The 23867-nt window shown below is 34.3% G+C and carries 21 protein-coding genes and 1 tRNA gene; 12 read left to right on the top strand and 10 right to left on the bottom strand.

Annotated elements, in window-relative coordinates:
- Positions 1–51: 51 nt before the first annotated feature.
- Entirely contained in the window at positions 52–2247 is a 2196-nt protein-coding gene (locus tag BLR17_RS10950) for a RecQ family ATP-dependent DNA helicase (protein WP_066329222.1), read from the top strand.
- Positions 2248–2353: 106 nt separating this feature from the next.
- On the opposite strand, the gene BLR17_RS10945 is transcribed toward BLR17_RS10950, so the two are convergent.
- Positions 2354–2593, bottom strand: coding sequence for a hypothetical protein (locus tag BLR17_RS10945; protein WP_066329220.1), 240 nt, complete (start codon positions 2591–2593; stop codon positions 2354–2356).
- A 113-nt stretch (positions 2594–2706) separates the two neighbouring features.
- Here BLR17_RS10945 and BLR17_RS10940 point away from each other — a divergent pair, with 113 nt between their 5' ends.
- Positions 2707–4287, top strand: coding sequence for an NAD(P)/FAD-dependent oxidoreductase (locus BLR17_RS10940; protein ID WP_066329219.1), 1581 nt, complete (start codon positions 2707–2709; stop codon positions 4285–4287).
- A 17-nt stretch (positions 4288–4304) separates the two neighbouring features.
- Here the strand turns inward: BLR17_RS10940 and msrA are convergent, their stop codons facing one another.
- Entirely contained in the window at positions 4305–4919 is a 615-nt protein-coding gene (gene msrA, locus BLR17_RS10935; RefSeq protein ID WP_066329535.1) for a peptide-methionine (S)-S-oxide reductase MsrA, read from the bottom strand.
- Between the two features lie 4 nt (positions 4920–4923).
- Entirely contained in the window at positions 4924–5502 is a 579-nt protein-coding gene (msrB, locus tag BLR17_RS10930) for a peptide-methionine (R)-S-oxide reductase MsrB (RefSeq protein ID WP_066329218.1), read from the bottom strand.
- Between the two features lie 307 nt (positions 5503–5809).
- Here msrB and idi point away from each other — a divergent pair, with 307 nt between their 5' ends.
- The 6 genes from idi to BLR17_RS10900 all read left to right on the top strand — a co-directional run bounded on the left by idi (position 5810) and on the right by BLR17_RS10900 (position 8746).
- A complete protein-coding gene (idi, locus tag BLR17_RS10925; protein WP_066329217.1) occupies positions 5810–6337 on the top strand; it encodes an isopentenyl-diphosphate Delta-isomerase in 528 nt (175 codons plus the stop codon).
- A gap of 13 nt (positions 6338–6350) precedes the next feature.
- Positions 6351–6761 (top strand): 6-pyruvoyl trahydropterin synthase family protein, encoded by a 411-nt coding sequence (locus BLR17_RS10920; protein ID WP_066329215.1) that lies wholly within the window; start codon positions 6351–6353, stop codon positions 6759–6761.
- Positions 6761–7210, top strand: a complete 450-nt coding sequence (locus BLR17_RS10915; RefSeq protein ID WP_066329214.1) for a peroxiredoxin — start codon at positions 6761–6763, stop codon at positions 7208–7210. The genes BLR17_RS10920 and BLR17_RS10915 overlap by 1 nt, the downstream gene beginning before the upstream one ends.
- Before the next feature lie 95 nt (positions 7211–7305).
- Entirely contained in the window at positions 7306–8271 is a 966-nt protein-coding gene (locus BLR17_RS10910) for a type I phosphomannose isomerase catalytic subunit (RefSeq protein WP_066329213.1), read from the top strand.
- 55 nt (positions 8272–8326) lie between these two features.
- Complete coding sequence (locus BLR17_RS10905; protein ID WP_066329212.1) at positions 8327–8593, top strand: hypothetical protein; 267 nt, start codon at positions 8327–8329, stop codon at positions 8591–8593.
- 79 nt (positions 8594–8672) lie between these two features.
- Positions 8673–8746, top strand: a tRNA-Thr gene (locus tag BLR17_RS10900).
- A gap of 135 nt (positions 8747–8881) precedes the next feature.
- Here the strand turns inward: BLR17_RS10900 and lgt are convergent.
- The 6 genes from lgt to BLR17_RS10870 form a co-directional block, all read right to left on the bottom strand.
- Complete coding sequence (lgt, locus tag BLR17_RS10895; protein WP_066329211.1) at positions 8882–9808, bottom strand: prolipoprotein diacylglyceryl transferase; 927 nt, start codon at positions 9806–9808, stop codon at positions 8882–8884.
- 63 nt (positions 9809–9871) lie between these two features.
- Positions 9872–10120, bottom strand: a complete 249-nt coding sequence (yidD, locus tag BLR17_RS10890; RefSeq protein WP_066329209.1) for a membrane protein insertion efficiency factor YidD — start codon at positions 10118–10120, stop codon at positions 9872–9874.
- Between the two features lie 63 nt (positions 10121–10183).
- Entirely contained in the window at positions 10184–11662 is a 1479-nt protein-coding gene (gene cysS / locus BLR17_RS10885; RefSeq protein WP_066329207.1) for a cysteine--tRNA ligase, read from the bottom strand.
- A 75-nt stretch (positions 11663–11737) separates the two neighbouring features.
- The gene (locus tag BLR17_RS10880) at positions 11738–12103 is read right to left on the bottom strand and encodes a four helix bundle protein (RefSeq protein ID WP_066329205.1); all 366 of its coding nucleotides are present in this window, start codon (positions 12101–12103) and stop codon (positions 11738–11740) included.
- 46 nt (positions 12104–12149) lie between these two features.
- Positions 12150–12821: a GTP cyclohydrolase I FolE gene (folE, locus tag BLR17_RS10875; RefSeq protein WP_066329203.1), complete on the bottom strand. Its 672-nt coding sequence runs from the start codon at positions 12819–12821 to the stop codon at positions 12150–12152.
- A gap of 199 nt (positions 12822–13020) precedes the next feature.
- The gene (locus BLR17_RS10870; protein WP_066329202.1) at positions 13021–14217 is read right to left on the bottom strand and encodes a pyridoxal phosphate-dependent aminotransferase; all 1197 of its coding nucleotides are present in this window, start codon (positions 14215–14217) and stop codon (positions 13021–13023) included.
- Between the two features lie 124 nt (positions 14218–14341).
- Here BLR17_RS10870 and BLR17_RS10865 point away from each other — a divergent pair, with 124 nt between their 5' ends.
- Positions 14342–15673, top strand: a complete 1332-nt coding sequence (locus BLR17_RS10865) for an aspartyl protease family protein (RefSeq protein WP_066329201.1) — start codon at positions 14342–14344, stop codon at positions 15671–15673.
- 40 nt (positions 15674–15713) lie between these two features.
- Here the strand turns inward: BLR17_RS10865 and BLR17_RS10860 are convergent, their stop codons facing one another.
- Positions 15714–16103: a DUF1573 domain-containing protein gene (locus tag BLR17_RS10860; protein ID WP_066329199.1), complete on the bottom strand. Its 390-nt coding sequence runs from the start codon at positions 16101–16103 to the stop codon at positions 15714–15716.
- A gap of 237 nt (positions 16104–16340) precedes the next feature.
- Between BLR17_RS10860 and BLR17_RS10855 the strand changes: the two genes are divergently transcribed.
- From BLR17_RS10855 to BLR17_RS10845, 3 genes are all read left to right on the top strand, one after another.
- On the top strand, positions 16341–18974 hold the full coding sequence (locus BLR17_RS10855) for a valine--tRNA ligase (protein WP_066329196.1): 2634 nt from the start codon (positions 16341–16343) through the stop codon (positions 18972–18974).
- 961 nt (positions 18975–19935) lie between these two features.
- The gene (locus tag BLR17_RS10850; protein ID WP_066329194.1) at positions 19936–21159 is read left to right on the top strand and encodes a 3-oxoacyl-[acyl-carrier-protein] synthase III C-terminal domain-containing protein; all 1224 of its coding nucleotides are present in this window, start codon (positions 19936–19938) and stop codon (positions 21157–21159) included.
- Between the two features lie 684 nt (positions 21160–21843).
- A partial coding sequence (locus BLR17_RS10845) for a hypothetical protein (protein ID WP_217635900.1) occupies positions 21844–23867 on the top strand: 2024 nt, incomplete at its 3' end.

The following is a 23867-nucleotide window of genomic DNA, read 5'->3' as shown; positions in this document are numbered from 1 at the left end:
ATTTGTATCTTTATGTGATGCAAATTTATACAAAATACCAGATAATAAAGAATGAATTCAAACGAAATTGATATCCATAAAGAATTAAAGAAATATTTTGGCTTTAGTCAATTTAAGGGATTACAAGAGCAGGTGATTACGAGCTTGATGAAAAAGCAAAATACATTTGTGATAATGCCTACAGGAGGAGGGAAGTCTTTGTGTTATCAGCTGCCTGCTTTAATTCAGGAAGGGACTGCGGTGGTTGTTTCTCCATTAATTGCTTTGATGAAAAATCAGGTTGATGCAATAAGGAGTTTGTCTTCAGAGAATGGCATTGCCCATGTTTTAAATTCCTCTCTTACTAAAACAGAAACTGCTCAGGTTAAAAAGGATATTACTTCAGGTTTAACTAAGTTATTATATGTTGCTCCGGAGTCTTTGACTAAAGAAGAAAATGTCAGTTTTTTAAGGAGTGTTCCTATTTCTTTTGTTGCTATTGATGAGGCACATTGTATTTCAGAATGGGGGCATGATTTTAGACCGGAATACAGAAATCTAAAAAATATTATTAAGCAAATAGGTGATGTGCCGGTTATCGGGTTAACAGCTACAGCTACTCCAAAAGTTCAGGAAGATATCCTGAAAAATTTAGATATGGCTAATGCGGTTACTTTCAAAGCATCGTTCAACAGACCTAATTTGTTTTATGAAGTACGTACTAAAACGAAAAATGTTGAATCAGATATTATTCGTTTTATTCGTCAACACAAAGGTAAGTCAGGAGTTATTTATTGTTTGAGTCGTAAAAAAGTTGAGGCTATTGCTGAGGTTTTAAAGGTGAATGGTATTAGTGCTGTTCCTTATCATGCAGGATTGGATGCAAAAACCAGAGCCAAGCATCAGGATATGTTTTTGATGGAAGATGTAGAAGTGGTAGTGGCAACCATTGCTTTCGGAATGGGGATTGACAAACCGGATGTGCGTTTTGTGATTCATCATGATATTCCTAAATCTCTGGAGAGTTATTATCAGGAAACAGGACGTGCCGGTCGTGATGGTGGAGAGGGACATTGTCTTGCTTACTATTCGTATAAAGATGTGGAAAAATTAGAAAAATTCATGTCGGGGAAACCGGTTGCAGAACAGGAAATAGGTTTTGCTTTGTTGCAGGAAGTAGTGGCTTATGCAGAAACCTCCATGTCCAGACGTAAATTTTTATTACATTATTTTGGTGAGGAATTCGACAGTGAGACCGGAGAAGGAGCTGATATGGACGACAATGTTAGGAATCCGAAGACGAAAGTTGAGGCTAAAAATGAAGTGGTCAAATTATTGGAAGTAGTTAGAGATACCAAGCATTTGTATAAGTCTAAAGAAATTGTTTTTACACTAATAGGTCGTGTTAATGCGGTTATCAAAGCACATCGTACGGATGCCCAATCGTTTTTTGGTTGTGGTTCAGGGCATGATGAGAAATACTGGATGGCTTTATTGAGGCAGGTTTTAGTAGAAGGTTATTTGTCAAAAGATATTGAAACCTACGGTATAGTGAAAATTACTCAAAAAGGTTTGGATTTTATTGCTAAGCCTGAATCTTTTATGATGTCAGAAGATCATGAATACAGTGAGGCTGATGATGAAACGGTAGTAGCTGCATCTAAGTCCGGAGGTACAGCTGATGAGGCCTTGATGGAAATGCTGCGAGATTTGCGTAAAAAAGTGGCTAAAAAACTGGGTGTTCCGCCTTTTGTGGTTTTTCAGGAGCCTTCACTGGAAGATATGGCTTTGAAGTATCCAATTTCTCAGACTGAATTAATTAATATCCATGGTGTTGGTGAAGGAAAGGCTAAAAAATACGGAGCTGAATTTGTTGCTCTAATTAATAGGTACGTAGAAGATAATGATATTATCAGACCGGATGATTTGGTGGTGAAGTCTACGGGAACCAATTCGGCTAATAAATTGTATATTATTCAAAATATAGACAGAAAATTACCTCTAGACGATATTGCTAAAGCAAAAGGATTGACTATGGATGCTTTGATTAAAGAGATGGAGCAAATTGTCTATTCCGGAACAAAGCTGAATATTAAATATTGGATTGATGATATGCTGGATGAAGATCAGCAGGAAGAAATCCATGATTATTTTATGGATTCTAAAACTGATAAAATTGAAGAAGCCTTAAAAGAATTTGATGGTGATTATGATATTGATGAATTGCGTTTAATGCGAATCAAATTTATTAGTGAAGTAGCGAATTAAGAATATAGAAAAAAGAAAAAAGAATAAAGATTTCAGAGGAGGTTGTAAAACTAAAATCTGAAATCTTTTTTTTGTCTTCTGCTTTCCTGTCATTGAAATCTGCATTCTAATCAATATAGAGTTCTCCGCGATGTGGTTTTAGGGCATCACGTACCTGAATCATATTTTCATCAGTTACTACCATAAAGGCGATAGCGTACATTTCGTCATAGATTTCAAATCCGGTAATGTTTAAAGGAAGTTTTTCAATGACGATGTATTCTTTCAGGTGGATTTCGTGATGTTCCGCTGTTTTTGCGGAAGCAGGTCCGCGAAAATCCCATATCAATTTTATTTTTCTGGACATTATTTTATAGGTGTAAGTTTTGAAGTGTCAAAGTTACAAAGTCTGTTTTGAAAATGTTATTTTTGCAACTTCTTTTCATAGAAAGAAAAGCTAATTAGAATAAATAAGATATCATGCCAAAAGAACTTTTACTTCAGGTAACTCCCGAAATTGCAGCAAATGATTTTTTGCTTAAAGACTATTTGTCTAAACAGATAAAAGTTGCTTCTAATGAAATTCAGCATGTTGTTGTTTTAAAACGTTCTATTGATGCGCGCCAAAAAGCGATAAAAATCAATTTGAAAGTACTTATTTATTTAAAAGGAGAATCTTATCAGGAAAATGTACTGCAACTACCAGATTATCCGAATGTAGCCAATGCGCAGGAAGTAATTGTCGTGGGTGCTGGTCCGGCAGGACTTTTTGCAGCTTTACAATTGATTGAGTTGGGTTTAAAGCCTATAGTAATTGAAAGAGGAAAAGATGTTCGCGGTCGCCGTCGTGATTTAAAAGCAATAAACCGTGACCATGTAGTTGATGAAGATTCTAATTATTGTTTTGGCGAAGGTGGAGCAGGAACTTATTCTGATGGGAAATTATATACCCGTTCTAAGAAAAGGGGTGATGTCAATAGAATTTTAGAATTATTGGTTGCTTTTGGGGCTACTCCTGATATTTTGGTTGATGCGCATCCGCATATTGGGACTAATAAATTACCAAAGATTATAGAAGATATTCGAGAAAAAATCAAAGAATGTGGCGGTCAGGTTTTGTTTGAAACTCGTGTGACTGATATTTTGGTGAAAAATAACGAAGTAGAAGGTGTAGTGGTTCATAACGGGGATAAAATTTTAGCGAATAAGTTGATTTTAGCTACCGGACATTCTGCCAGAGATATTTTTGAATTATTAGACAGAAAAAAAATATTGATTGAGGCTAAGCCTTTTGCTTTAGGGGTTCGTGCCGAGCATCCGCAATCTTTAATTGACAGTATTCAGTATAGCTGCGATTTTCGGGGAGAATTATTGCCACCGGCTCCTTATAGCATTGTAAAGCAAGTAGGCGGAAGAGGAATGTATTCGTTTTGTATGTGTCCAGGAGGGGTTATTGCGCCTTGTGCGACAAGTCCGGGGGAAGTGGTAACAAATGGTTGGTCACCTTCCAAACGTGATCAGGCTACGGCCAATTCCGGAATTGTGGTTGAGTTAAAATTAGAAGATTTTAAGCCATTTGCTAAATTTGGAGCCTTAGCCGGAATGGAATTTCAGAAAAGTATCGAGCAAAAAGCCTGGCATTTGGCGGGTGAAACTCAAAAGGTGCCAGCCCAAAGAATGATTGATTTTACGCAGTCTAAAGTTTCGAAAGAAATTCCTAAAACATCTTATGTTCCGGGGACCACTTCCGTAGAATTAGGACAGGTTTTTCCGGCCTTTCTAACGCAAATAATGCGTGAAGGATTTACTGCTTTTGGGAAATCTATGAAAGGCTATCTGACAAATGAGGCGATTCTTCATGCGCCTGAGTCCAGAACTTCATCACCAGTCCGAATTCCGAGAGATGGAATGACATTAGAGCATTTGCAAATTAAAGGATTGTATCCTTGCGGAGAAGGAGCAGGTTATGCAGGCGGAATTATTTCGGCGGCAATTGATGGTGAAAAATGCGCTTTGATGATTGGTGAATCTTTAAATAAAAAACCTCGAATAATTTCTTAATCGAGGTTTTGAGTCTGTTATTTCTTTTTCAATCGGTCTTTAAAAACCTTTTCAAATTTTTCTAATTTAGGCTGGATTACTAATCGACAATAAGGTTTGTTTTTATTGTAGGCGTAATAATCCTGGTGGTAATCTTCAGCTTCGTAGAAGTTTTTAAACGGCTCTACTTTGGTAACGATTGGATTGTTGTAAACTTTATTTTTGTTTAATTCGTTAATGATTTCCAGAGCTGTTTTTCGTTGCGATTCATTGTTGTAAAAAATTACCGAACGGTATTGTGTTCCTACATCGGCTCCCTGACGATTTAAAGTGGTTGGATCATGAACTGTAAAAAATACTTTTAGGATTTCATCCAAATTGGTTTTGGTTTTGTCATAAGTGATTTGTACTACTTCAGCATGTCCTGTTTTTCCACTGCAAACTTCATCGTAGCTTGGATTTTTAGTTGTTCCTCCTGAAAATCCTGAGGTAACTGTTTTTACTCCATCCAGGTTTTCGAAAATAGCCTCAATGCACCAGTAACAACCGCCTCCGAGTGTGATTGTTTCCAGATTAGTGTTTTCTTTAGCGGGTTTTTTTTGACTGAAAGCGCTTAGTGAAATCAGAAGGATGATTAAAAATGATTGTTTCATACTGTTATTTTTGAGGGATGTCATTTTGTTGTGTGTTATTGTCAGGGATGAAATCAAGTGCAATAGAATTCATGCAATATCTTTTTCCTGTAGGGGCAGGACCATCGTCAAAAAGATGGCCTAAGTGTCCGCCGCATCTGCCGCAAATTGCTTCGATACGCTCCATGTTGTAGGAGAAATCATTTTTGAAAATAATACTTTTTTTGTTTTCCTGTTCAAAAAAGCTAGGCCAACCGCAACTACTGGAAAATTTAGCAGTAGAACGGAATAACAGATTGCCACAGGCAGCACAGTAGTAAGTTCCTTTTTCGTCCGTATTCCAATATTTTCCGGTAAATGCTCTTTCGGTTTCTGCATGTCGCATTACCAGATACACATCTTCAGGGAGTACTTTTTTCCACTCGGCATCACTCAGGTTGAGTTTTGTGGTGTCAGTATTAGAATAATAGGGGTTTCCTGGTTTGTTAATAGTATTTGTTGTTGTTTGCTTTTGATATTCCGGAGAGGGTTTGGTTTGTCCGCAAGCGGTAAAAATAAATAAGGGCAATAAAAACAGCAGGTTTATAAAAGGATTCGTTTTCATTTTGCATTGTTTTTTAGACGTTGATAGCTTTTTGGATAAAGTAATCTTATACAAAGATAGGATTCAAATAGGTTTTTGATTTTACTTAGTCTGCATTTTAACAGCTATTTATAAATTGTTTTATGTTTTTATTTACGAAAAAATAACCTGATTGGTTTTTTATGACCAATCAGTCTGTGCTGAATTGAGTTCATGTTTTTTTGAGTTTTATACCAAATTTGAGTTTTGGGTATATAATTCGAAACAGAACGTTAAAGCGGGTATCTTTCCTTATCTTTTTTGTATTTTTGTCTGGCTATAAAAAAATATGACAGAAGAAAACGTAATACTGGTTAATGAAAAAGATGAGCAAATAGGGCTAATGCCAAAATTAGAAGCTCATGAAAAAGCGGTATTACACCGTGCTTTTTCGGTTTTTGTATTGAACAATAAAAATGAATTGATGTTGCAACAGCGTGCACATCATAAATACCATTCCCCATTGTTGTGGACTAATACCTGTTGTAGTCACCAGCGTGAAGGTGAAACTAATCTTCAGGCCGGAAACAGAAGGCTGATGGAGGAAATGGGATTTCAGACAAACCTGAAAGAGTTGTTTCATTTTATATACAAAGCACCTTTTGATAATGGTTTGACTGAGCATGAGCTGGATCATGTAATGATTGGGTATTACGATGAAAGTCCAATAATCAATCCGGATGAAGTGGAATCATGGAAATGGATGGGGATTGATGCAGTAAAAGAGGATATTTTGATTAATCCGGAAGATTATACAGTGTGGTTCAGGATTATTTTTGACGAATTTTATCATTATTTAGAAGCGCATAAACTTTAAAAGTAATTGTATCATGAGAGTAACAATAAGTAGAAAAGCACATTTTAATGCGGCTCATCGTTTGTATCGTAAAGATTGGACTTTTGAACAAAACAATGCTGTTTTTGGAAAATGTAATAATCCTAATTTTCATGGTCATAATTATGAATTAATAGTAAGTGTTACCGGAGCTATTGATCCGGAAACAGGCTATGTGATGGATGCTAAGATTTTAGCAGATATCATCAAAGAAGAAGTAGAAGATGCTTTTGACCATAAAAATTTGAATCTAGATGTGGCTGAATTTGAAAATCTAAATCCTACTGCTGAGAATATTGTAGTAGTTATTTGGAATAAAATCAGAAAACGTGTAGCATCTGAATTTGAGTTGGAGGTTGTTCTTTATGAAACTCCTCGAAATTTTGTTAGTTATAAAGGATTGTAATGCGACTTAAAGTAGGAGATACAATCCCCGATTTTACTGCTAAAGAAGCAACAGGAGTTTTGTTTGATAGTCGGACTGTTATTGGAAAAAAAGCAGTCATAATTTATTTTTATCCTAAAGATAATACACCACAATGTACTGCACAGGCATGCGGATTTCGTGATAATTACGCTGAATTTCTAAAATTTGGTGTTGATGTAATCGGAATAAGTGCTGATGGTGTGGCTTCACATCAGGAATTTATTCAAAAATTTAATTTGCCTTTTAGGCTTTTGTCTGATTCGGATAATGCTATTCGAAAGCTTTTTGGTGTTCCTTCTGGATTGTTTGGTTTACTTCCGGGCAGAGTCACTTATTTAGTTGATGACAAAGGAGTCATCCAAATGATATTCGATAGTATGATAGGAATGAGACATGTTTCTAAAATGTTGGCAAAAATGATAAAATAATCTATAGAATTGAATAAAAAATACTTGTTTTTAAACGGCTTAGCTGTTTACATTTGTTTCAAACTAAAAACAAGACAAATTAAACTAAAGAAAAAATGAAGAATATTTATCCATTGCAATTTGAGCCAATTTTGAAAGACAGAATTTGGGGAGGTGAAAAATTAAAAACAGTTTTATCTAAACCCATTGAATCTTCTACAGTTGGGGAAAGTTGGGAATTGTCTACGGTGGAAGGAGATGTGAGTGTGGTTGCTAATGGGGAATTAAAAGGAATTTCTTTGATGAAACTTATTGATGAAGCTCCTAATGAAATATTAGGAACTGCAGTCTACGAAAGATTTGGTAAACAATTTCCTTTGTTATTTAAGTATTTAGATGCGCGTGAAGATTTGTCCATTCAGGTGCATCCTAATGATGCTTTGGCTAAGGAGCGTCATAATTCCTTTGGGAAAACAGAGATGTGGTACATCATGCAGGCAGATGATGATGCCCGTATCATTGTAGGTTTTAAAGAAAAATCAAATGCAGATGAATATGTTGAAAATCTGAAGAACAAAAGTTTGCTTTCTATTCTTGATGATGTGAAAGTAAAATCGGGGGATGTGTTTTTTCTTGAAACAGGAACGGTTCATGCAATTGGAGCGGGCTTAGTAGTGGCGGAAATCCAGCAAACATCGGATATCACTTATCGTATTTATGATTTTGACAGAGTTGATGCTCAGGGTAATGGAAGGGAATTGCATATTGATCTGGCATTGGATGCAATTAATTATGATAAAGTAGATACTTATAAACAATATGATAAAATAGTCAATCAGTCTAATCCGGTGGTTGATTGTCCTTATTTTACAACTAATTTTGTTCCTTTGGATGGAGCGATTTCTGTAGAAAAATCAGCAGAAAGTTTTACGGTTTATATGTGTGTAGAAGGAAGTTTTGAATTGGATTATAATGGTGTGAAATACAGCTATAAAAAAGGAGATACGGTTTTGATTCCGGCTGCCATTAAAACATTTGTTTTGAGTGGAAAAGCTTCTATTTTAGAAATCTACATTTCATAGTTACTAATAGAAAGTTTATGTGTATTTTTGCAAACGCAAATTAAAATTAAATAAAATGGCAAACGTTAAGAATTTAAAGAAAGACATCAACTACGTTTTAGGAGATATTATTGAAGCAGTTTACTTATTTGAACTTTCAACTTCAGGAAAACCTACAGAAGCGACTAACAATATTATTGATGAAGCCATTGTTGCTTTTGATAATTTGATAACAAAAGTAAATGCTAAGAATGTTGAAAATAAAAAAGCACACTTCAAACAAATCAATGTAGAATTGGAACAAGTTGCTAATCAATTGATTGCTAAAATCAACGAATTGTAGTCTGTAAAAAGCGAAAAAAAGTGCAGATTTCCTTTGGAAAATTGAAATTCAACTGTATCTTTGCACTCGTAATAATGACGCCGATGTAGCTCAGCTGGCTAGAGCAGCTGATTTGTAATCAGCAGGTCGTGGGTTCGAGTCCCTCTATCGGCTCAAGTAAACCATCTAACATTTGTTAGATGGTTTTTTGTTTTAAGGTATTTTGTATTTATTGAGTTTAGTAGATTATTAGGTAAAAAAAATGCCGTCTAAATAGTTAGACGGCATTTTTTTATATGCTAAAGGGATTTATATTTTTATCGGTTTTTCGGCAGTGAATATAAAATAGAAGCCAATTAGGATAAATGGAATGCTTAACCATTGTCCGGTAGAAAGAAGTCCTAAGGCGCTTTCAAATCCACCCTGGCTTTCTTTTACTGATTCTACAACCATTCGGACAGAGAAGAGTAAAACCAGGAAAAGTCCAAAGAGGTATCCGGCTTTTTTTCTTGCTTCAGTTTTCCAATACAAGAAAAATAATATTGCAAAAACAAAGATGTAGCAGAATGCTTCGTACAGTTGTGTTGGATGTTTTACAGGTACTTGTGCAAGTAAATCAGCATATTTTGGATTTGTTGCAATTGCGGTATAAGCATCTTTTGGATTCGGGATTTGAGTTGCATTGACAGCATCTGCTTTGCTATAGTAATCATGAAGGAATCTTATACCAAATGGAGAGTCTGTAACCTTACCTACAATTTCGGAATTGAAGAAATTGCCTAATCTAACAAAGATTGCTCCACTTGCAACAGCTATGACAATACGATCCAGAATCCATAGTAAAGGTTTTTTTAATACATTTTTGCTGTAATAGTACATGGCAACAATAATCGATATGGCAGCACCGTGGCTGGCTAATCCCTGATAACCTGTGAATTCGAATTTAGGAGTGAATCTGAATGGTAAAACAATTTCAGATAAATGGTTTCTGAAATATTCCCAGTCATAAAAGAAGACATGTCCCAGTCTGGCTCCAATTAAGGTGGCAAGAACGCTCCATACAAATAGAGAGTCTAATTTTTCTAAAGATTCATTTTCGCGTTCGAAAATGTTTTTCATAATGTACCAGCCTAATCCAAATGCAATTACAAACATTAAGCTGTAATATCTAATTACAAAAAAACCTAAATCAATACCTTCGGATGGATTCCATACAATGTTTAAAGCCTGTGTCATCTAATTATTGTTTATTTAGTTGTAAAATTAAATATTTAAAGTAAAATGAGTACTAATTAAAGGTTAATGTTTACAGCGCTCTTTTTTCTTTGGTACCGGATCGTAACCGCTTTTTCCCCAGGGATGGCAACTTAATATTCTTTTTGTTCCTAAATAACCTCCGTATAATAAACCATGGGTTTTCAGGGCTTCAATCATATATGCCGAACAGCTTGGTGTGAATCGGCAGGTAGCCGGAGTTAATGGTGAGATGACCAATTGGTAAAATCGCACCAATAAAATAAACGGAAATAGAATGATTTTTGAAAACATTTTTATTGATTTATCGAATAGTTTTGAGATTCATAAAAAAAATATTTTCAAAAAATATCAAAACTAAATACTGAAACTTGTTCCTTCTTTGCTGTCTTTAAGTTGGATTCCTAAAGCAAGCAGTTGGTCTCTGATATGGTCGGACATGGCGAAATCTTTGTCGGCACGAGCTTTGTTTCGCATGTCAATCAACATGTTTATTGTTCCTTCCAGTTTGTCGTTACCACTGTTAGTTACTTTTTGATTTTCTAAGCCTAAAACATCAAAAACGAAAGCGTTTATAGTTGTAGTTAAAGTTTCTAAATCAGAAGCACTAATCGTTTCTTTGTTTTCTTTAAGCAAATTGATATAACGAACACCTTCAAATAAATGTGCAATCAAAATAGGAGTGTTGAAATCATCGTTCATGGCATCATAGCAAAGTTGTCTCCATGCTGCGATGTCTAAAGTGCTGCTTGCACTCGTTTTGATTTGTTTTAAAGCATCGATAGCTTCCATGAATCTTTTGTATCCTTTTTCGGCTGCTACAATGGCTTCATCAGAAAAGTCAAGAATGCTTCTGTAATGCGCCTGTAACATGAAAAAACGTGCAACTGAAGCAGGGAAAGCTTTGCTTAAAATAGTGTTTTCACCGGTTAAAATTTCTCTGGGTAAAATGTTATTTCCAGTAGATTTTGCCATTTTTTTACCGTTAAGCGTAAGCATGTTGGCGTGCATCCAATAATTTACTGGAGTTTGACCCGTGCAGGCTTCGTTTTGAGCAATCTCACATTCATGGTGAGGGAATTTTAAATCCATTCCGCCTCCATGAATATCAAAATGATTGCCAAGGTATTTAGTACTCATAGCAGTACACTCTAAGTGCCAGCCCGGAAAACCGTCACTCCATGGTGAAGGCCAACGCATAATGTGTTCCGGTTCGGCTTTTTTCCAAAGTGCAAAATCCTGAGGATTTCTTTTGTCTGACTGACCATCTAAATCACGGGTATTGGCTAACATGTCTTCGATGTTGCGACCGCTTAATTTTCCGTAATGATTGCTTTCATTAAATTTTACCACATCAAAATATACTGATCCATTGGCTTCATAGCCAATGCCGGAGTCAATTATTTTTTTGATAATTTCAATTTGCTCAATAATATGGCCTGTCGCTGTAGGTTCAATACTTGGTGGTAAAAAATTGAATGCTTTAAGGATTTCGTGGAAATCTACAGTGTAACGCTGTACTACTTCCATTGGTTCCAGTTGTTCTAAACGCGCTTTTTTAGCGATTTTGTCTTCTCCCTCATCCACATCGTCTACAATGTGACCAACATCAGTAATGTTTCTGACATATCTTACTTTGTAACCTAAATGAATGAAATATCTAAAAATTACATCAAAAGACATGAATGTTCTTAGGTTTCCAAGATGTACGTTACTGTAAACTGTTGGTCCGCAAACATACATTCCAATGCTGCCTTCGTTTATAGGCACAAATGTTTCTTTTTCTCCGGAAAGTGAATTGTATATTTTTAGTGTTTGAGTATTGTAAGAAGACATAAAGGATGTTTGTTTAATCGTTTAATTGTTGATTCGTTTATCTGTTCAATTAAGAATGAAATAAATGATTCTATATTATTCTTGTGATAAATAGTATTTCTTTAGACTATTGATTTGGTTACAAATTTTTTCTAAATTCTCTCTGCAATGGAGGTATTCTTCTTCTGTGATATAATCAAGGTCTTTTGAAATTATCAAATGATTTAATGTTTCTGTTGCAGAGGAATATGAAATCGTAAGGAAATATGCTTTGTCCTTATTGGTGTTCCTCGAAGTTCCTTCAGCAATATTTGTTCCGATAGATGATGCGCTTCTTTTTATTTGAGAAGTAATGCCATATATCTCACTTGATGGGAAATTAGCAGCTAATTTATAAATCGTCAAAATTAATGCTCTTGAATTTTGCCAAACATCAAGTTTTTCAAACGAAAAAATGTACATATTTAATTCGATTTAACGATTAAACATACTGCAATTAAACATTAAATTAGAATTTTGTGTCTAGTTTAATATAGTCTAAAAATTCTCTTCTGCATTGTTCTTCTTTGAATTTTCCTCCAAATTCAGAAGTTACAGTGCTGCTTTCAATATCGCTTACTCCTCTTGAATTTACGCAAAGGTGTTTGGCATCGATAACACAGGCAACATCTTCTGTACCTAAGGCTTGTTGTAGTTCCTGAACAATTTGCATGGTAAGACGCTCCTGAACCTGAGGTCTTTTTGCATAGTATTCTACAATTCGGTTCATTTTGGATAAACCAATTACGGTACCATTTGAGATGTAAGCTACGTGAGCTCTGCCGATAATAGGTAGTAGATGGTGTTCGCAGGTAGAATAAACAATGATGTTTTTTTCTACCAACATTTCGCCATATTTATAGTTGTTTTCAAAAGTTGAAGCTTTTGGTTTTCGGGATGGATTTAATCCTCCAAAAATTTCTTTGACGAACATTTTTGCAACACGATTAGGAGTGCCTTTTAAGCTATCGTCAGTTAAGTCCATTCCCAGGGTTTCAAGGATGTTATGGACGTCTTTTTTTATTTTTTCAATTTTTTCATCATCCGTTATTGCAAAAGCATCGCTTCGCAAAGGATTTTTTGCACTCGAACCAATATGATTGTCTCCAATTTCGTCGTGCATTTCTTCATTTTGTATCATTAAATACTACTATTATAGTGGGTGTTCGTTTTTAAGGCTGTAAAGATAATTAATAAAAATTAAAGAATTTCTATAGCTTTTGATAAAAAAACAGGCTTCTGTGGATGCTATTTGTGGTATTATTAAAAAAGACAAAGACAATAACTTTGAAAATTTGTTATTGTCTTTGTGGTTTTATTTTTAAAAGAAGTTTTGATTTTTATCGGGCATTGTAGGTTGCTATGGCGTCTTTTAATATATGAACCGCTTTTGTTAAGTCTTCTTTATTAAGGACATAAGCAATACGTACTTGTTTTAATCCCATTCCCGGAGTCGAGTAAAATCCGGCGGCAGGAGCAACCATTACTGTTTCGCCATTTAAGTTATAACTTTCTAAAAGCCATTGTGCAAAAGTTTCGGTGTTGTCCACAGGAAGTTCAGCAATGCAATAAAAAGCGGCTTTAGGAGGGGTAACTTTTACTCCTTCAATTTTAAGTAATTCAGTTATTAAAGTGTCTCTTCTGTCTTTGTATTCTTTGATTACTTCGTCAAAATAACTTTTTGGAGTATCGATAGCAGCTTCGCAGGCAATTTGCTCTATTGTTGGAGGGCATAAACGTGCCTGTGCAAATTTCATAGCCGTAGCGATAACCTCTTTGTTTTTGGTTACCATACAGCCAATTCGGGCACCACACATACTGTAACGCTTAGAAACCGAATCGATCATGATTACATTTTGTTCTAAACCGATTAGGTTCATTACTGAATAATGACGGTCTTTTTCATCATAGATAAATTCCCTGTATACTTCATCAGCAATTAAAAACAAATCGTGTTTTTTTACTAATTCTCCCAGTTGTTGAATTTCTGATTCAGAATATAAGTTTCCTGTTGGATTACTTGGGTTACAAATGATTATTGCCTTTGTTTTTGGTGTAATCAATTTTTCAAAAGCTTCAATTGAAGGTAGTGTAAAACCTTCTTCGAAATCTGAATTTACAGGAATAACTGTAGCACTTGATTCTTCTGAGAAAGCATGATAATTGGCATAGAAAGGCTCAGGGATGATGACTTCATCTCCCGGATCCATGATGCTGCCTAAGGCAAACAACAAAGCTTCAGAACCACCCGTAGTAATCATGATATCAGCAAAATCAACTCTTACATTTTGATTGGTGTAAAATTGAGCTAATTTTCTGCGGTAACTTTCATAACCGGCCGATGGACCATATTCAATAATGTCCATGTTGATATTTTTGATGGCTTGAATGGCTATTTCGGGACTTTTTATATCAGGTTGACCTATGTTTAAGTGATATACTTTTAGGCCTTTTTTATTAGCTATATCAGCAAATGGAGCCAATTTGCGAATTGGCGACTCAGGCATTCTTCTTCCTCTAATTGAAATATCAGGCATCTTAATAAAAATTTGATGCAAATTTGCAATTTTTTTTAAAACTAAGCTATTGATAGTTTTACAATTTGAAGTTAAAACGTTCTAAAAAGCAGGATTTTTGCTAACTTTATGGAAATTGTGATTCATGAAAAAAATAATCCTGTTTTTTTTTCTTCTTAATTTTGCGATTCCTGCACTTTCGCAACAGGGATTTGAATTTGTTAATGCTAAAAGTGACAGGGTAAAAATTCCCATCAGGTTGATTAATAATTTAGCTTTTATTCCTGTTCAGGTAAATGGTGTTGAGCTTCTTTTTTTATTGGATTCAGGAGTTGAAGAAACAATTTTATTTGGTTTTGAAGATCCTAAAAAACTTAATCTTAATAATGTTCAAAAAATAACTATCCAGGGTCTTGGTGATAATCAGGGCGTTGAGGGGTTTAAGTCTTCAGGTAATTTGTTAACAATAGACAAAATGCAATCCAAAAATCATATGTTGTATTTGATTTTGGATCCCTCTTTTAATTTGTCAAATTATGTTGGGATAACAGTAAATGGAATTATTGGATCGGCTGCTTTTACTAATCATTTAGTTGAGATTGATTATGGTAAAAAAATGGCCTCTTTCCATAAATTGGATTCTAAGTTTCATGTGAAGATTCAAAAAGAATTTAGAAAAATTCCTCTTTCAATCGAGAGAAGTAAACCTTATGTAAATGCGACTGTGAAAATAAATGATGAGGAAGTTGATGTTAAGCTTCTTGTAGATAGTGGTAATAGTGATGCTGTTTGGCTTTTTGATCAATTTTCAGATAAAATTGAAGTTCCTCAAAAACATTTTGAGGATTATCTTGGGCAAGGTTTAAGCGGAGCTGTTGAGGGGAAAAGAGCCAGGATTAATCAGTTTTTAATAGCTGATTTTCAGTTTAAATCGCCCATAGTTGCTTTTCCGGATTCGACTTCTATAAAGAATATCAGTATGCAGTCTAACCGTTTGGGGTCAATAGGAGGGGAGATACTGAGACGTTTTACAACTGTTTTTGATTACAATAACGGTTGGCTGTTTTTAAAGAAGAACAAATATTTTAAGAATTCGTTTTATTACAATAAAAGTGGGATAGAGGTTTGGCATACTGGAGTTCAATTAGTAAAGCAATTAGTAGTTGTACCTGATAATTCATTTGTTTTGCATTCGGAAGATGTGAAATCGGATAATACCAGTTCAAAGTTAAAATACAAAGTAGAATTGAAACCTATTTATGAAATAGGCTACATAAGAGCAAATTCAAATGCCGAAAAAAGCGGTTTAAAGGTAGGAGATGTGATTGTTTCAATTGATGGAAAGGAAGCTTATAATCTTTCGTTACAAGAAATTAATGCACTTTTATGGTCTGAAAATGAAATATGGATAGAAGTAAAAGTGCAAAGAGAGGGAAAGCTGATTAATTTCAAATTTAAACTGATAGATGTATTGTAAAAAAAATGCTTCTTAAGTTTTTAAGAAGCATTTTGAATAGTTATAGAGAAACAACTTCTCCTTTTATTTTAAGCGGAATTCGGCCTTCATCATAATTTATAGCATTGGATTCTACTGTAATTGTTTTTCGGATAGGTCCGGGAACCATATTGTATTTAATGTCAATTTTGCCTGATTTCCCAGGTTGTACCGTTTCATTTTGTTTGGATAAAATGGTACAGCTCGAAGTAGATTGTATGGAATAAATAATCAAAGGGGCATCGCCTGTATTAGTGTATTCAAAAGAGCGAATACCGTTGTCATTTTGTTTGTTTATTATTCCAAAATCGATAGTGTTATTTTTGGCTTTGAATTCTATTTTAGCTCCCTTTTGAGCAAATCCAATACTGCCAAAAAATAAGATGGCTATAATGGCGGTTAGTTTTTTCATTGTTTTGGCTTTATATAAAGTAAATATACTTTGTTTTAATTAGTACACAAATTTTTATTTCCCTTTTTATAGTGTACTTTATTATTTACTTTTGTTCCCAATTTTAAATTACAAAAATCGAACCAATTTTTTGGGTCTATTTGTTTAACTGTTTAATCGTTTAACTGAAAGGTGCAAAAACGATTAACAAATAACAAATAACGATTAAACAAATTAACGATTAAACAAACCTAGTAAATGGCAATTCCCGCACAATTTGACGCTAAAACAATAGAGCAAAAATGGTATGATTACTGGATGAAAAACAATTATTTTCATTCGGAACCAGACCATAGAACCCCTTATACCATTGTAATTCCTCCACCAAATGTTACCGGAGTTTTGCACATGGGGCATATGTTAAACAATACTATTCAGGATGTTTTAATCAGAAGAGCGCGTTTGAAAGGATTTAATGCCTGCTGGGTTCCGGGAACGGATCACGCTTCTATTGCCACTGAGGCTAAGGTTGTTGCTAAATTGAAAGCCGAAGGAATCAATAAAAACGATTTGACTCGTGAGGAGTTTTTAAAACACGCCTGGGAATGGACCGATAAATACGGAGGTACAATTTTAGAACAGCTTAAAAAACTGGGGGCTTCCTGCGACTGGGAGCGTACTAAGTTTACTATGGATCCTGACATGTCAGCTTCTGTAATACGTTCATTTGTTGATTTATACAATAAAGGATTGATTTATCGTGGTTACCGAATGGTAAACTGGGATCCGGAAGCTAAAACTACTTTGTCTGACGAAGAAGTTATTTATGAAGAGCAAAACGGGAAATTATTTTTCTTAAAATATAAAATAGAAGGTTCAGAGGACTTTTTGACAGTTGCCACAACACGTCCGGAAACTATTTTTGGAGATACTGCTATTTGTATTAATCCAAATGATGAGCGTTTCACTCATTTAAAAGGGAGGAAAGCCATCGTTCCTATTTGTGGACGTGTGATTCCAATTATTGAAGACGAATATGTAGATGTAGAATTCGGAACCGGATGTTTGAAAGTGACTCCTGCTCACGATATGAACGATAAAACGTTGGGTGAAAAACACAATCTGGAAATTGTTGATATTTTCAATGAAGATGCGACTTTAAATAGCTTCGGATTACACTATCAGGGAAAAGACCGATTTGTAGTTCGTAAAGAAATTGAAAAAGAACTTGAGGAAATTGGAGCTTTAGCAAAAACAGAAATTCACTTAAATAAAGTTGGAACTTCTGAAAGAACAAAAGCCGTAATTGAACCAAGATTATCAGACCAATGGTTTCTGAAAATGGAAGAATTGGTAAAACCGGCTATCAAAGCCGTTTTAGAAGATGGTGATATTAAATTGCATCCATCACGTTTTAATAATACTTATGCGCATTGGTTGAATAATATTCGTGATTGGAATATTTCCCGTCAATTATGGTGGGGACAACAAATTCCGGCCTATTATTATGGTGACGGAAAAGAAGATTTTGTAGTTGCAGAAACTATCGAAGAAGCTTTGAAATTAGCGCAAGCTAAAACTAACAACCAACAACTAACAACTGATAACTTAAAACAAGATGTTGATGCTTTGGATACCTGGTTTTCTTCGTGGTTGTGGCCAATGTCTGTTTTTGGAGGGATTATGAATCCGGAAAGTGAAGATTTTAAATATTATTATCCTACTAATGACTTGGTGACAGGTCCGGATATTTTGTTTTTCTGGGTAGCGAGAATGATCATTGCGGGTTATGAATATGCTGGTGATAAACCATTTACAAATGTATATTTAACGGGATTGGTTCGTGACAAACAACGTCGTAAGATGTCTAAATCATTAGGGAATTCTCCGGAACCATTAGAATTGATAGAGAAATTTGGAGCCGATGGTGTTCGTGTAGGATTGTTGTTAAGTGCTTCGGCAGGAAATGATATCATGTTTGATGAAGAATTGTGTAATCAGGGAAAAGGATTTTCGAATAAAATTTGGAATGCTTTCAAACTGATTAAAGGCTGGGAAGTTTCTGAAACGATTGCTCAACCTGAATCTTCAAAAGCAGCTATCGAATGGTACGAAGCGAAGTTGCAACAAACCTTATTGGATATTGAAGATAATTTTGAAAAATACAGAATTTCAGATGCTTTAATGGCTATCTATAAATTGGTTTGGGATGATTTTTGTTCCTGGTTTCTGGAAATGATTAAACCGGCTTACCAACAACCAATTGATAAAACTACTTTTGACAAGGCAATTGAGATGTTAGAGAATAATTTAAAATTATTACATCCTTTTATGCCATTTTTGACAGAGGAAATTTGGCAACATATTGCAGAAAGAACGCCTGAAGAAGCTTTAATTGTTTCAAACTGGCCGGAAACGAAACCTTTTGATGCTCAATTAATTGCTGATTTTGAAAATACGATTGAAGTGATTTCGGGAATCAGAACCATTCGTAAGGATAAAAATATTCCATTTAAAGATGCTATTGAATTAAAGGCAATCAATAATGAGAATTTGTCTACTTATTTTGATTCGATTGTATCTAAATTAGGGAATATTGCTGATTTTGAATATGTTTCGGAAAAAGTGGATGGAGCTTTGTCTTTCCGTGTGAAATCGAATGAGTATTTTATTCCTATTACCGGAAATATTGATGTAGATGCAGAAATTAAAAAATTAGAAGAGGAGTTGAAATATACACAAGGCTTTTTGAAATCAGTTCAGGCAAAATTATCTAATGAAAAGTTTGTTGCCGGAGCTCCTGAAAAAGTAATCAGTATGGAGCGTAAAAAAGAAGCAGATGCTTTGGCTAAAATTGCAACAATTGAGCAAAGTTTAGTTGCTTTGAAATAATTTTCTAAGAAATAATTAAATGTAAGCCAAAATGAAAATAATTCATTTTGGCTTATTTTTTTGTAAGGATTTGATGGTTTAAAAAATGTCTCTCTCTTTTGTTTAACAGGAAATGCATTTCGTCGATAAAAACAACAGATTAACTGTTTTAAGTTTTTTTTAACATTTAGTTTTCTTTGTGTTAATTTAAATACAATTAACTTTGATAGCCTGATAGTTAAGGTAGTGTTTCTTGTGATCGACTAAATACTTTATAACTGTTGGCTTTACTGTTTGAAGTCCCCATATTTACTTCTAGTTTTGCCTATTGAATTGTGTGTTAAAAAAAACTTAATTACGTAGTGTTTTTTTTTTATTATAAACATATTTAATTAAAAATATAATATCGCAATTATATTTAGGATGTTACTTCATTTTTATGAAGGTTTTTTGTGCAAGTTTTCTGTCCCCCATCTGAAAGTACTTGTTTTTTTAACCGTTTTTTTAAATTTATAATTTAATAGGGCTTTTATCCAAAAAGTTCTGGTAAGAAGAGAGCTGTCTTAGCTGCTTCGACGAGCCATACTACACGTAGTAATTTGCGATGGTTTTAATCTGTAATAATTTTTTCTCTTAAATAATTTTATCCGATTTTTTTGTCTTCCTAACTAATGTAATTTATGAAATAAAACTACGCTACTCCAATGGGAAATATGAAATTCAAAGCGTTTTGAATATCTAATGAACTGCTTTTGTGAAAATAAATCGTTTTGGGATTTATAAAATATTTTCCTAATTAATATTGCTGCATTTTATTTTATCTTTTAGCTGTTATAGTTTGGAAATAATTTAGATTTAATAGGATATTGAATCTAAAAGTGACGTGATTTAAAGTAATTGGAAAAAGAGGGAAAAGATAAATAATACTATTTTAAAAGAAGTTTTCACTTAAAACTTTAATAATAAATTAAATTTTAAGGTTATGAAAAGCATTATTCTTTCCAATTTTCATCCAATTTTAGTTGGCGAATTATTTGAGCAGGAAAAACTCAATCAATACACCAAATTTTTATATTATCATTTTCAAAATATTACAAAATTAGAAAGCGTTGCAAGTTCTAATAAAATGGAAGATGAATTAGTCAGTTTTGATTATATATCAGATCAAGTTGATAAGTATTCAATTTCATCAGAAAGTATTAATAAAAGACAAACAATCATTTTTGAAGGAGTACGAAATTTTATTGAAAATATAATGCAGGTTACTTCACCTTTGGATTATCATTTTCCTGAAGGATTTGAAGTAAAAGAGGGAAAATCTTCCGGTCCTAAAATTGAAGTTAGAATGGAATGGTTCAAAAAAAATATGCGTTATGTCTTTAATCAATTTTATTCTAAAAATGAAACTAAACCCGAAAATTTAATTCATGTTACCTGTTCAGGCTATTCTTCTCCAAGTGTTGCTCAGGAAGCAGTAATTGAAAGAAATTGGAGCAGTGTTCAGGTTACACATTCGTATCATATGGGATGTTATGGCGCATTTCCGGCAATTCGTACAGCAAGAAGTCTTATTGCTGCCAGTTTGGAAAATGGGAGGACTGATGTGGTTCATACCGAATTATTATCGGCTCATTTGAATTTAACGGAGTTTACTCCGGCAAACACCATGATTTGTTCCCTTTTTGCGGATGGTTTTATAGGCTATTCTTTATATGAAGAAAATTCATTTATGAATGATGATTCCATTAAAGATAAAAAAGGATTGCGAATTATTGCTTCTCATGAAGTGATTATACCAGATTCATTGGAAGATATGTCCTGGGATTTAGGAGAATACAATTTTTTGATGACACTTTCTAAAAGAGTTCCTGTTTTTATTCGTAAAAATATTAAATCTTTTTTGATGGCACTTTGCGAAAAATGTGGAGTCGATTTAGATAAGGAAAAATCTCAAATGTATTTTGCTATTCATCCGGGAGGGCCAAAAATTATTGATTATGTAGTAAGTGAAATAGGGATTTCTGATCATCAGGCGCATTGGTCTTATGATGTTTTACGTAATCATGGCAATATGTCTTCTGCCACTATACCCTATATATTAGATAATATTATAAACGATGCTACTATTAAATCAGGTACTAAAGTTATTGCAATGGCATTTGGTCCCGGACTTACAGCTACTTCGTTGTTATTAGAGAAACTTTAATTTTTTCGAAATTTAATATATAGCCTTTATAAATTTGATTAAAGTTGTTAAAATACAGTAGATTGCTGTTGTATAATCGACTCTGTCTATGGGATTGGTGTACTTCAATAGTGTTTTGAAGTTTGTTGTGTTGCTGAAGATTAATTTTTAATGTTTTCAGTTTTTCTACCGTTTTATTTTGTGTTAATTTTTTAAAGTTTTTTTGAATTAAAATTTACGCTTTTTGATTTAACTTTTTAAAAGAATCAGTATTCTCCCCATAATACGTTTGCTTTTTTCAGATGGTAAACTTCATGAAATTTTATGAAGATTATTCGCTTTTCCAGTTATCTTCCCCAAGTTTGATAACTATTCAAAACCTGACTTTAATAGTTTTTTTAAACGGTATTTTGTGTGGTATAAAGGAAATTTATGTTTTTTATTTCAGACAAAAATGTTTTTGAGTTGACGTTTTGACAAGTTTTCTCCCTGAATCTTGAAAATTTTGTGATTCCCTACTTTTAATAGTATTTCGATAGTTTGATTGTCACTGTGACTTTTGAGCTTCGGATAGTTTTTATTCTAATTCATTTTATATAAAAGAGGTTACTTCAATGGACAATTGAAGCGATTTTTTATGATAGTTTCTCCTCAAATCTTTAATGTACCTATTTAATATAATTATGACATAAAAATACTATTATCATGAAAAAAAATATTTTTTATACGATGCAAAGTGCAGCAGTTTTCTTTTGCACTTTGATAGAATGTTGCCTAACAATTTTATTAAAGATATTTCGGGAGCATGTTGTGGTTCAAAAGTTTCTGTATTACAACATACTCTTAGTGATGTCTTTATTTTTTTCTGCTAATTCATATGGGCAGGATGTAGGTTCATCTAAAGTTAAGGCGAATTTTGGAATTGACGGAGATGTATATTCAGGCTTGTTTCAGTTTCAACCCAATCCGGCTCCTATTGTTCCTGTTCCGGGAACTAATATTGACGACTGGTTTAAGGGGGCAACAGGTAAAGGGGTCATTGATGAAGTAATTCCAAAGTCTAATCCGTATTCAGATCTTATTCCGAATCCTATGACAAATACTGCTTTCCAACGCAGACAGTCTGAATTTATTCCTAATAGGTTGGCTGATAACATTCCCTTTCCGGTGGTTAGCAGCAACGGTGCAGACTATTTATGGATTGACGCGGTTTACGGAAGGGATACTTATGTGAAGGGAGGTAATGCAGAAACATCTTATTTTGCAGGAAGTGGAGATAAAAATTCAGATCATCCCAATACCTGGAGTATTGGAACTGCAGGTAGTGTTCCTCAAAAAGATGATATCATTGATGTATATGCTCATTTGAGAGGGACAAATCCACATGATCCAACAACGAATCCCGGATTTCCTAAGGATGACAGACCATTTGATTCTTTATACGTTTATACAGCAGCTTCCTTAGTGGTTACCAATGGGAACAAGCACCTGGATTTTGAGTATTTCAGAACGGCAGCTTCTCTTGTTGGGAATGCCATAGTGAATACAGGTAATGACGGTGGGCGTACTGCCTGGACTTTTGATGCTACTACAGGAGCTGTTGATATTCCGGGAACCATTATTGTATCCGTAGATTATATCAACGGAGGAAATGTTCCTTCTATCAGAATCAGAGTATGGATGAGTCAGGCTACTTTCGATGCTTATGATAATACAAAACCAGGCAGACCTTTTAATGTCGATAAAACGGTGGCTTTTGAACTAGGAACAGGTTCAGGAACTTTTGGTTATGCAGCTATTAATCCGAAAACAGTTGGTCAGTATATGTGGGGTAGGGTTAATGATGATTTTTCTACCTATGAAAATTCCCGTACTCAGGCACCGCCATGGGATACTTGGGAAGGTACTACTCCAACGGCAGTGGATATGTATACCCGATACCAGTTTGTTGAGATTGGTATTAATCTGACTGCATTTGGATTAGATAGAAGAGGAGAATCAGATAACTGTTCCTCTATATTGGGTAGTTTAATGGTAAAAACCCGTAGTAGTGGTGGTGGACCTAATGAAGGAGCTTTCGGTAGTGAGTTGAAAGACTTTGCCGGACCTTATTTGTTTGGATTTATAGGTTCACCTCCGGCAATTACAACACAGCCTATTACAAGTTGTGAAACGGGATCTACAGGAGCAGCTTCAATAAATTTGAATAATGGAATTTTGACTAATCCAGATTCTGCAGTTATTACGTTTTATAACACTTTGGCTGATGCCCAAAATGAAGTAAATGCAGTAACAAGTCCAACATCTGTTACTGTTGCGTCTTCTCCAAGAACCTTCTATGTCCGAGCAGAGAGAGGTCAAACAAATTGTTTCGATACATTTCAGTTTGATGTTACAGTTACAGATAATCCTGATGTTACAGTTCAAAATCTTACTGCTTGTGAAACGGGAACTACTGGTGCCGCTTCAGTGGATTTGACTACTGCAATTTTGACTAATCCTGACGGAGGAGTAATTAGCTTCTATAATTCTTTAGCTGATGCTCAAAATGAGGTGAATGCAGTAACAAGTCCAACGTCTGTTACCGTTGCATCTTCTCCTAGAACTTTCTATATTCGAGCAGAAGCCGGAACAACTAATTGTTACAGCACTGCATCGTTTACAGTTACAGTTACAGATAATCCAGATATAACAGTTCAAAATCTTACTGCTTGTGAAACAGGAACTAC

The sequence above is a fragment of the Flavobacterium glycines genome, assembly GCF_900100165.1.
GTDB classification, from domain to species: domain Bacteria; phylum Bacteroidota; class Bacteroidia; order Flavobacteriales; family Flavobacteriaceae; genus Flavobacterium; species Flavobacterium glycines.
Note: the sequence above shows the minus strand (reverse complement) of the source record. Positions and strands in the feature narration are given on the sequence as shown.

What these genes read in the sequence shown, in the direction of transcription:
- msrA (WP_066329535.1), bottom strand. Translation starts at nt 4,919, where the DNA reads ATGAAACAATCATTTTTAATCATCCTTCTGATTTCACTAAGCGCTTTC.
- BLR17_RS10910 (WP_066329213.1), top strand. Translation starts at nt 7,306, where the DNA reads ATGAAGAATATTTATCCATTGCAATTTGAGCCAATTTTGAAAGACAGA.
- BLR17_RS10880 (WP_066329205.1), bottom strand. Translation starts at nt 12,103, where the DNA reads ATGTACATTTTTTCGTTTGAAAAACTTGATGTTTGGCAAAATTCAAGA.
- msrB (WP_066329218.1), bottom strand. Translation starts at nt 5,502, where the DNA reads ATGAAAACGAATCCTTTTATAAACCTGCTGTTTTTATTGCCCTTATTT.
- BLR17_RS10865 (WP_066329201.1), top strand. Translation starts at nt 14,342, where the DNA reads ATGAAAAAAATAATCCTGTTTTTTTTTCTTCTTAATTTTGCGATTCCT.
- cysS (WP_066329207.1), bottom strand. Translation starts at nt 11,662, where the DNA reads ATGTCTTCTTACAATACTCAAACACTAAAAATATACAATTCACTTTCC.
- lgt (WP_066329211.1), bottom strand. Translation starts at nt 9,808, where the DNA reads ATGACACAGGCTTTAAACATTGTATGGAATCCATCCGAAGGTATTGAT.
- yidD (WP_066329209.1), bottom strand. Translation starts at nt 10,120, where the DNA reads ATGTTTTCAAAAATCATTCTATTTCCGTTTATTTTATTGGTGCGATTT.
- BLR17_RS10850 (WP_066329194.1), top strand. Translation starts at nt 19,936, where the DNA reads ATGAAAAGCATTATTCTTTCCAATTTTCATCCAATTTTAGTTGGCGAA.
- BLR17_RS10870 (WP_066329202.1), bottom strand. Translation starts at nt 14,217, where the DNA reads ATGCCTGATATTTCAATTAGAGGAAGAAGAATGCCTGAGTCGCCAATT.
- BLR17_RS10945 (WP_066329220.1), bottom strand. Translation starts at nt 2,593, where the DNA reads ATGTCCAGAAAAATAAAATTGATATGGGATTTTCGCGGACCTGCTTCC.
- BLR17_RS10920 (WP_066329215.1), top strand. Translation starts at nt 6,351, where the DNA reads ATGAGAGTAACAATAAGTAGAAAAGCACATTTTAATGCGGCTCATCGT.
- idi (WP_066329217.1), top strand. Translation starts at nt 5,810, where the DNA reads ATGACAGAAGAAAACGTAATACTGGTTAATGAAAAAGATGAGCAAATA.
- BLR17_RS10950 (WP_066329222.1), top strand. Translation starts at nt 52, where the DNA reads ATGAATTCAAACGAAATTGATATCCATAAAGAATTAAAGAAATATTTT.
- BLR17_RS10855 (WP_066329196.1), top strand. Translation starts at nt 16,341, where the DNA reads ATGGCAATTCCCGCACAATTTGACGCTAAAACAATAGAGCAAAAATGG.
- BLR17_RS10940 (WP_066329219.1), top strand. Translation starts at nt 2,707, where the DNA reads ATGCCAAAAGAACTTTTACTTCAGGTAACTCCCGAAATTGCAGCAAAT.
- folE (WP_066329203.1), bottom strand. Translation starts at nt 12,821, where the DNA reads ATGATACAAAATGAAGAAATGCACGACGAAATTGGAGACAATCATATT.
- BLR17_RS10860 (WP_066329199.1), bottom strand. Translation starts at nt 16,103, where the DNA reads ATGAAAAAACTAACCGCCATTATAGCCATCTTATTTTTTGGCAGTATT.
- BLR17_RS10905 (WP_066329212.1), top strand. Translation starts at nt 8,327, where the DNA reads ATGGCAAACGTTAAGAATTTAAAGAAAGACATCAACTACGTTTTAGGA.
- BLR17_RS10915 (WP_066329214.1), top strand. Translation starts at nt 6,761, where the DNA reads ATGCGACTTAAAGTAGGAGATACAATCCCCGATTTTACTGCTAAAGAA.